At 52.3% G+C, this 7,268-nt stretch carries 8 protein-coding genes; 3 read left to right on the forward strand and 5 right to left on the reverse strand.

From position 1 onward, the window contains the following. Positions 1 to 112: 112 nt before the first annotated feature. Positions 113 to 1,252 carry a peptidylprolyl isomerase gene (locus LKK83_RS19600; protein WP_324632993.1) on the reverse strand — a complete coding sequence of 380 codons (1,140 nt, stop codon included), beginning with the start codon at positions 1,250 to 1,252 and terminating at the stop codon, positions 113 to 115. Positions 1,253 to 1,462: 210 nt separating this feature from the next. Between LKK83_RS19600 and efp the strand changes: the two genes are divergently transcribed. Continuing rightward, on the forward strand, positions 1,463 to 2,020 hold the full coding sequence (gene efp, locus LKK83_RS19605) for an elongation factor P (RefSeq protein WP_324632986.1): 558 nt from the start codon (positions 1,463 to 1,465) through the stop codon (positions 2,018 to 2,020). A 75-nt stretch (positions 2,021 to 2,095) separates the two neighbouring features. Here the strand turns inward: efp and LKK83_RS19610 are convergent, their stop codons facing one another. Continuing rightward, on the reverse strand, positions 2,096 to 2,266 hold the full coding sequence (locus tag LKK83_RS19610; protein WP_324632987.1) for a hypothetical protein: 171 nt from the start codon (positions 2,264 to 2,266) through the stop codon (positions 2,096 to 2,098). On the opposite strand from LKK83_RS19610, the gene accB reads away from it, so the two are divergent. Together accB and LKK83_RS19620 are read left to right on the forward strand one after the other, a co-directional pair. Further along, on the forward strand, positions 2,253 to 2,819 hold the full coding sequence (gene accB, locus LKK83_RS19615; protein ID WP_324632988.1) for an acetyl-CoA carboxylase biotin carboxyl carrier protein: 567 nt from the start codon (positions 2,253 to 2,255) through the stop codon (positions 2,817 to 2,819). The genes LKK83_RS19610 and accB overlap by 14 nt on opposite strands. A gap of 389 nt (positions 2,820 to 3,208) precedes the next feature. Next, entirely contained in the window at positions 3,209 to 3,562 is a 354-nt protein-coding gene (locus LKK83_RS19620; protein ID WP_324632989.1) for an ArsR/SmtB family transcription factor, read from the forward strand. Between the two features lie 91 nt (positions 3,563 to 3,653). Here LKK83_RS19620 and LKK83_RS19625 read toward each other — a convergent pair whose 3' ends face one another. The 3 genes from LKK83_RS19625 to LKK83_RS19635 form a co-directional block, all read right to left on the reverse strand. Further along, positions 3,654 to 4,310, reverse strand: a complete 657-nt coding sequence (locus LKK83_RS19625) for a GerMN domain-containing protein (RefSeq protein ID WP_324632990.1) — start codon at positions 4,308 to 4,310, stop codon at positions 3,654 to 3,656. Positions 4,311 to 4,628: 318 nt separating this feature from the next. Further along, positions 4,629 to 5,450: an LmeA family phospholipid-binding protein gene (locus tag LKK83_RS19630; protein WP_324632991.1), complete on the reverse strand. Its 822-nt coding sequence runs from the start codon at positions 5,448 to 5,450 to the stop codon at positions 4,629 to 4,631. Positions 5,451 to 5,506: 56 nt separating this feature from the next. Next, complete coding sequence (locus tag LKK83_RS19635) at positions 5,507 to 6,997, reverse strand: hypothetical protein (RefSeq protein ID WP_324632992.1); 1,491 nt, start codon at positions 6,995 to 6,997, stop codon at positions 5,507 to 5,509. Positions 6,998 to 7,268 lie beyond the last annotated feature (271 nt).

Genomic DNA, 7,268 nt, shown 5'->3' on the forward strand with positions numbered 1-7,268 from the left:
TAGGCTGGTCAGGTGGTTAGAAGTACAAGCCCCTGGCTTTAGACATGGGGTTGGTTTCTACGGAGTCCCTGACGTCACAGATATTAGGCGATCGCGAGCCTCCCGCATCGGTCTAACTCGTCTGGGGTGGCTCCAAATTGTCGCCCCCTTGCACGACTTTTGCCGAGAGAATCTTATCCCCCTGTTTGAGTTGTTCTAACACCTCTTTGCCTTCCACCACATAACCAAACACCGAATAACGGCCATCTAACAAGTTGAGTCCCGCCGGAGTCAGTTCCGGTTCAAACAAGAAGAAAAAGAATTGCGAAGACCCCCCATCCGGGTCTTCTTCCGGTCGCGCCATTGCCACCGCACCATAGGCAGAAAATGGCAGCACGGGTTGCGCGCGATAGCGACCTGCTTGTTCGAGGGTAATGCCGTAAGTCGGCTGCTCGTCTCCTCTAACCAACACTTCTAACGGAATATTGCGATATTCCCCGGTATCCGGATCGATGAATCCTTCTTCCGGTCCGGCAGGATCCCCGGTTTGCAACACGTAGAAATCTTCCGAGCGAATAAATTCTAAACCCTCGTAAAATCCGCGATTGACTAAATCCACAAAGTTGCCGGCGCTCACTGGGGCGCTGTATCCGTCCACGACCAGGGTGAGGTTCCCTTTCTCGGTTTCCATTTCTACCGTGGCGCGACCTTTCAGTTGCGGCAGATTGCTGTATTCTTCCGGCACTTCAAAGGGAAATTCTTCGACCATCATTTCTTCGATCTGGTTGATCCAGCTCAAAATGCGATCGCGTTCCTCCTGAACTCGAGACTTATCCTCCTCTTCCACCGCCTCTTGCAACGGCACGATCTCTTCTTGGATTCGCTCGATTAATGCTTTAGCGCCCGATTTGTTCTCATCGGTCACATCCTCGAGGATTTCCGACTCGCGCCGGGAGAGAATCACCGATGCTTTGGTAATATCCGCTTTCATGCGACTCCATCGTTTCCCGCGCAGTTGCCCGGAAATGTCTTCTAAGTTGGACTGCACCTCTCGGATGGGTTGATTGTCAATTGGCAACGCATAGCGTAACAATGCTTTCGGGTCGGTAATGGCATTTCCCTGTGGCAATTGGCTGGTTCGACTGGGGGTGCCCCCGAAGTCCCACCACGCCCCACTGAGTCCCACAGACAGGGACACCATCAGCACCACTAAGAACGCCGTTTTCAACCCGGCTTGCATGATTTTCGCAATTTTTTTGCTCCAAAGCAGCATCAATATATCCCTGAGTCTTTCTAAACCGCACTGCATCAATCTTGCCATAGAGGCAAACCCGCGATCGCAATTGCGGGAAAATCTCTCTCTCGCCCAAGGCGGATGCCGGAAAAATCCCCTCGGGTTGTCTCTAATTTGAGGAGAGTGCCAGCACAGGGACAACCTCGCGGTAAAATGAATTGCCGATTGTTCTTGCCCAAGGTCGATTCCATGATATCGAGTAATGACTTTCGTACTGGCGTCACAATTGAATTAGATGGGGCGGTGTGGCGGGTGGTTGAATTCCTCCACGTCAAACCCGGTAAAGGCTCTGCTTTTGTCCGCACGAAACTGAAAAACGTGCAGACGGGAAGCATGGTAGAACGAACGTTTCGCGCCGGGGAAACCGTGCCGCAAGCGATCCTGGAAAAACGCACGATGCAGCATACCTATAAAGATGGCGAGCAGTTCGTGTTTATGGATATGGAAACGTTTGAAGAAACTCGTCTGAGTGCCGATAAAATTGGCGATCGCGTCAAGTATCTCAAGGAAGGAATGGAAGTGAATGTGATTCGGTGGGAAAGCCAAGTGCTTGAAGTTGAACTGCCGAACTCTGTGGTCCTGGAAATCACCCAAACCGATCCCGGTGTCAAAGGCGATACCGCTACTGGTGGCACCAAACCGGCCACGGTAGAAACCGGGGCGGAAGTGATGGTTCCTTTATTTATCTCTATCGGAGAGCGGATCAAAATCGATACCCGCAACGATTCTTATTTGGGTCGCGAGTAACGGTACGTTTTACCAATCGAGAGCGCTTGACTCTTTCCGAGTCAAGCGGTGCGGCGTGAGCGCTTGGCTCACCGGCTAAACGCTTTCGCGCCATTTTTCCGTTTCATTTTCATCGGTACCCAAACCGCCAAAGGCTCTCTCGATCGCCTTTGGTAACTGAACTGTGCTGTTTTTTATGGCTGAATGCCGCTCGCTGACAGCCGCAAGCTGATTTAATGGGGTCAAATAAACTGTGCAACTGGACATAAGCCAACTGTGCGAGCTGCTAACCGCGTTCGATCGCACCGAGATTTCAGAGCTGACGTTAAAAAGTGGTGATTTTGAGCTAACGGTACGCAAGGAAAAGGCGAAAGCCGACGCCAGTGCGACTCCAGAAGAGATCGCCAATTTGGCGCTCGCTACCGAACCAACTGCTGTGGGAACGGCGGCTGCTTCTGCATCTCAGGCGAGCGCACCTACCCAATCTTCTGCCGTAACTTCTCCCCCAGGCTCCACCCCTGCCACCCAAGCTGTGGCACCTGAGCCGACTGCCTCCACCCCTAGCGCCCTGGAACGCAAGTGGGTTGAGGTCAACTCTCCAATGGTGGGCACGTTTTATCGCGCACCGGCTCCGGATGAGCCTCCGTTTGTGGAAGTCGGCGATCGAATTACTACCGGTCAAACGGTCTGCATCATTGAGGCGATGAAGTTGATGAATGACATCGAAGCCGAGGTGTCCGGACAAGTGATGGAAGTTTTGGTCGAAAATGGCTCCCCTGTAGAATACGGTCAGCCGTTGATGCGGATTAACCCCAGTTAATCTCTCCGTCGCTCAGGTGGTTTTTCGCAAAAAAGCGAGTTGCTCTTGGCTCGGCTCGGTGGTGGTTTCTCTCTCCTTTTGCTTTCACCTCTCCCACCTCCATCCGCCGCGCCCCCGATCGACTACTGCCCCGCCGCGCCAAATTTGGGCAAACCTCCCCAGGCTCGCGATCGGCAACTCGCTTTTTTAAACTTGCCGATCGCCTTGTGCGTCTCGGTGGCTCCATCGGTTGCACTATACGCACAAATTCAAAAATAAAACAGTAACAAATATTACCCTTTCTCCCCTTTTTTCATTCGGACTCTCCCCCTAAAGAAGTTAATCACTCTATTGTCATAAAATTTTTGAATGTTAAAATAGTATTAAGCAAGCTATTCCAGGTTTATTTTATGAAACTCGCCCAGCCGGTACCCCAAGAAGTCATGCAATATGTGGCCGAATATTTCAGTATTTTAAGTGAGCCGATGCGCCTGAAACTGTTAAATTTGCTGCGCGACGGGGAAAAATGCGTCCAAGAATTAGTTGAGGCCACCGACACCAGTCAAGCCAATGTCTCCAAACATCTGAAAGTGATGCTGCAAGCAGGCATTCTCAGCCGCCGCACCGAGGGTACTTCTGCCTACTACCGGGTAGACGACCCCCTGATTTTCGACCTGTGCAACTTGGTGTGCGATCGCCTTGCCGCCCGCATCGAAGAGCAGGCTCGCCAATTCCGTTCCTTAAGCTTGGTTGGAAAAAATTAGCCCCGCCGCTCCCCCTCAAACTCTCTTCATTCTACCCAGAAAGCGCAAAGGTGCCCCCACTTCCGTCGGGGCACCTTTGCGCTGTTTAAAATTAAAGCGGAAATTCGCGATCGAACTCGGTTCGGGTAATCGGGCGGGGAATCTCCAACCCTTCACCCCCTAAAATTTCCAACGGTTCCCCATTCACCGAAATCCACACCGGTGCATTCGGATCTAATGTAGTCGCCGTATAAACCACCTGGCCCAGTCTCGCCGTCATCGAGGTACTGCCACCGCCAAACTCAAACTCTGGCGAGAGATCCACATACACCCCATTATCCTTAATGTCCAGATTCAACAGTTGAGTGCCCTGGGGAATCTCACTAAACCCACTCTCATCTTGAGGTTCTGCGAATAATTGCTCGAACCCCGCCGCCACTAACGCCGTGGGTTCTTCTGACGCCTGCACCGACACCGGCATCGGCGTCAGTTCAAATCGCGTGCCGCTGTCTTGAATCACGAACACCTCCACCGTTTGCTCCGTGGTGGGACTCACCACAGTAGGCGGCGGCGAATCCGGTTCCACCGTGGGCGACACAGAAGGGGTCTGGCCATTCGGATCCACGGTGGAAGAATTCACCGAGTTCGGTGGTTCGGAATTCCGGGAATTGACACTCCACCAGGCGGTGGCACCCCCAACGGCGATCGCGAGGGCTGAAACTGTAGCAACTAAACCAACCGGAATCCGGCGATCGCTGTGATTTTGCATGTCAAAAAAATCTCCTTAATTATCAAACAAACGTCAGTATAAACTTATCGCTTCCGCCTGATTTGTCCCCCATATTTTTCATTGACAACACAGACTTTATGCGCTGATTCTGGATTTAAACCGATGCGGTGCGGAAAGTTTCCATCCCCCACCTCATTCTCGGTTGCACTCCCTGTAACTTCTACACACCTCACCCCAAACCGGATCGCACCGTAACCTCTATTCACAAATCGCAAATTCCGGCGCATCTAACTGGCTATCCTACCGAAGAAACTACAGCACAATAAACCCCTATTCCAGAAAATACTAGCGCAGATGTCACTCCCTCGGCTCATAAAACCACTCTGGATCTTCCACCCGGGCAAACGCCGTTAATTCTAGCCGCTCTCCGGTAATCGTAAAGTCTAAAAACCTTGCTAACAACCCATTTTCTTCAAACTTTTTCAAATTAAAAACGCGCTCGACCAAATTCACCACTAAATTCTCCAACCGACTTGGAGCTTCTTCTCCATTAATCGTAATCTGGGTATCGATCGCCCGTAACTGAGTTCCCCCCACCACTTCTAGCCCGGTTTCCACCGCGATCGTCACCTGCTCCTCATCGCGAAGATCCTGAATCTCCACCTGCACCCGGATCCGATTATTCCCTAAAAAATCCACTTCGGGGTTGACAATCCGAAATCTTTGTGCTATGGTTTCATCTTCCGTTTCCGGAATCGCGCCAATGCCCGCCTCCCCTAATTCTTCGATAAATGGAGCCGATCGCAGCGCGCGGTTCATATCCTCCTCAGTCAATACCAAGCGAAACGCCCCCTGCAGTGGCTCCTGCAAAAATAACGGCACCCCACTCTCATCCTCCTCATTCAGGCGATCGAGATCCACCTCAATCGGATCGGTTTCCACTTCAAAACTCTCGATCCGAATATCCGGCGTCAGATACAATCCCCTCCCGGCAAACCGCAACCGCTCCACCTTTCCGGCAAACAAAAAGTAATTCGGCGAATTGTCCAACCGAACTTCCAACTCCTCCGCCGAATGCAGCGCCGAGCGAATATCCCGCTCGGCAATATTATCGAATACCACCCCCACCGGGGAAACCAAGGTGAGCAGCCCCGATAAAATAATACTTAACAGTTCCATTCTTTAACTTGCATCAACATAAAAATTACCCGCCAACCTCAACCCGCGATCGCTAATTACCCCTCCCCTTGATTCAACTGTGGTAATTTTAGCGCCATCCCGGCAAACCACCAATAATAAACCGCCACCGGCGCTACCTCCAGGGGATAGTAAAAACTGTTGTAGCTTATCGACACAATAAACAGCCAAATCCCCAATCCCCACAGGCGCAGATGCGGCGCGATCGCCCCCCGGTAAGCTTTAAACGTCAGGAAGCTCACCGCGCTTACCAGGGCCAACACGCTCAGCAACCCGGGAAACCCTAACTCGTAGAGCAGTTTCGGATAATAACTCTCGATTAGGGTAGTGGTTCCAAACATTCGCGCCGCATTCGTAGCTCTCCCCAACCCATTGCCGAAAACTCCATTTAAGCTATTAATCGCAAACTGGAATTGCTCGCCGATAAATTCTAGCAGGGGTGGAGCCGCTTCCCAGCGAGTCGCATCCCATCCCGGTGGAATAGCGGGGGGATACACGATCGCGGCGATCGCGATCGCTACCACCACTCCCACCAGGGCCAATTGCCCGGATTTTTCCCGCCACGACTGGAAGAAACATCGCCGCTCGACCAACAGAGCTAGTAACAGTAAAATCAGAAAAAATGTCGGCAGCAACAACACCGGGAGTCGATGACCCGAGAATACCGCCATCAGAAAAATCGCGATCGTCGCCCCCAAACTGACCCGTTTCCAAACCCGGGACGGATCGCTCAGGGCCGCCGTGAAACTAAACACCCCATTGGCAATCAAAAACCAGCTCCATTGCCACGGTGAAACGAAGGTTCCCGGGAGGCGAATTAAATTCACCTCGGGACTAAAGACCAAGGAACCCCCCACCAGACATCTCGCTTCTAATGTGGCTCTAAATAAATCCTGTCCCTCTAATCCGCGCGTGCCGGCACATACCCCGCTGCTGAGCAACCCATATTGCAGGAATCCCAGGAGACAACAGATGAGGGCAAGCACCACAAACAGGCGGGCGATCGCGAATACATCCTGGGTCTGGCGCATCAGGTAATAACTACAAAACATCAAAGGGATGTAGCCGATTAAAATTTTTAATCCCATCACCCCCATCAGGAAGGGGGACTCCCCTGCACCACTGACGAATGCCTGGGGCAGATTGGCAAACACCAAGGTCAATAGGATACTCAGGAGTACCAACCCCAGGGCCAACCTCAGCAGGGGCGGAATTCGCCAGGGTTGCTGGCCCTGGCGGTATTCTTGAATCAGGGCGATGAGGGCGGGAAAGTAAAAGGCGTCTTTGAGTCCCAGGTAAAGGGGGCTACCTTGACCGATCGCGTAGGTGACCGTGCCGCTGAAGGGCAGATAAATTAAAAATATCCACAGTCCGAGGCGGGGATATTTATAGGAGATGGCGATCGCTACAACGAGTAGAAATCCCCAGATGGCGATGGGTATGGAGGCGAACGCGCCAAAGGCGATCGCAACTGCGAGGGCGAGGATCGCGCTGAGGGTGATGTATTGCTTGTGTTCCGTAGGTCTCATGGCAAATGCTGCGAGAGAATAATCGAGCGACGGAAAAGGGGAAAGTTGATGTTTGGGTTGAGGTTAACCGCTTTTTTTTCTCCGCCGTGCAGCTATAAGCTTTTCTTTAGGTTTTCGCCGAAGCACAAGCCCCTCGGTTCAAAGCGCACCCCCGGTAGGGAGATGGCATGCGGTGGGGCTACATTTCCGGAGTGACCGAGAATCGGCGTAAAGCCCCCGGATTTATCCGTGGGGATATAAGCCGAGCGACTGACCCCCGGTCCCCCGCAAT

The organism is Phormidium sp. CCY1219, assembly GCF_035615515.1.
Taxonomy (GTDB): Bacteria; Cyanobacteriota; Cyanobacteriia; order Cyanobacteriales; family Laspinemataceae; genus CCY1219.

Excerpts from the sequence above, each read along its gene's own strand:
- LKK83_RS19630 (WP_324632991.1), bottom strand. The coding sequence starts at position 5,450 with ATGGAACTGTTAAGTATTATTTTATCGGGGCTGCTCACCTTGGTTTCC.
- LKK83_RS19610 (WP_324632987.1), bottom strand. The coding sequence starts at position 2,266 with ATGTCCAGTTGCACAGTTTATTTGACCCCATTAAATCAGCTTGCGGCT.
- LKK83_RS19635 (WP_324632992.1), bottom strand. The coding sequence starts at position 6,997 with ATGAGACCTACGGAACACAAGCAATACATCACCCTCAGCGCGATCCTC.
- LKK83_RS19620 (WP_324632989.1), top strand. The coding sequence starts at position 3,209 with ATGAAACTCGCCCAGCCGGTACCCCAAGAAGTCATGCAATATGTGGCC.
- LKK83_RS19600 (WP_324632993.1), bottom strand. The coding sequence starts at position 1,252 with ATGCTGCTTTGGAGCAAAAAAATTGCGAAAATCATGCAAGCCGGGTTG.
- LKK83_RS19625 (WP_324632990.1), bottom strand. The coding sequence starts at position 4,310 with ATGCAAAATCACAGCGATCGCCGGATTCCGGTTGGTTTAGTTGCTACA.
- efp (WP_324632986.1), top strand. The coding sequence starts at position 1,463 with ATGATATCGAGTAATGACTTTCGTACTGGCGTCACAATTGAATTAGAT.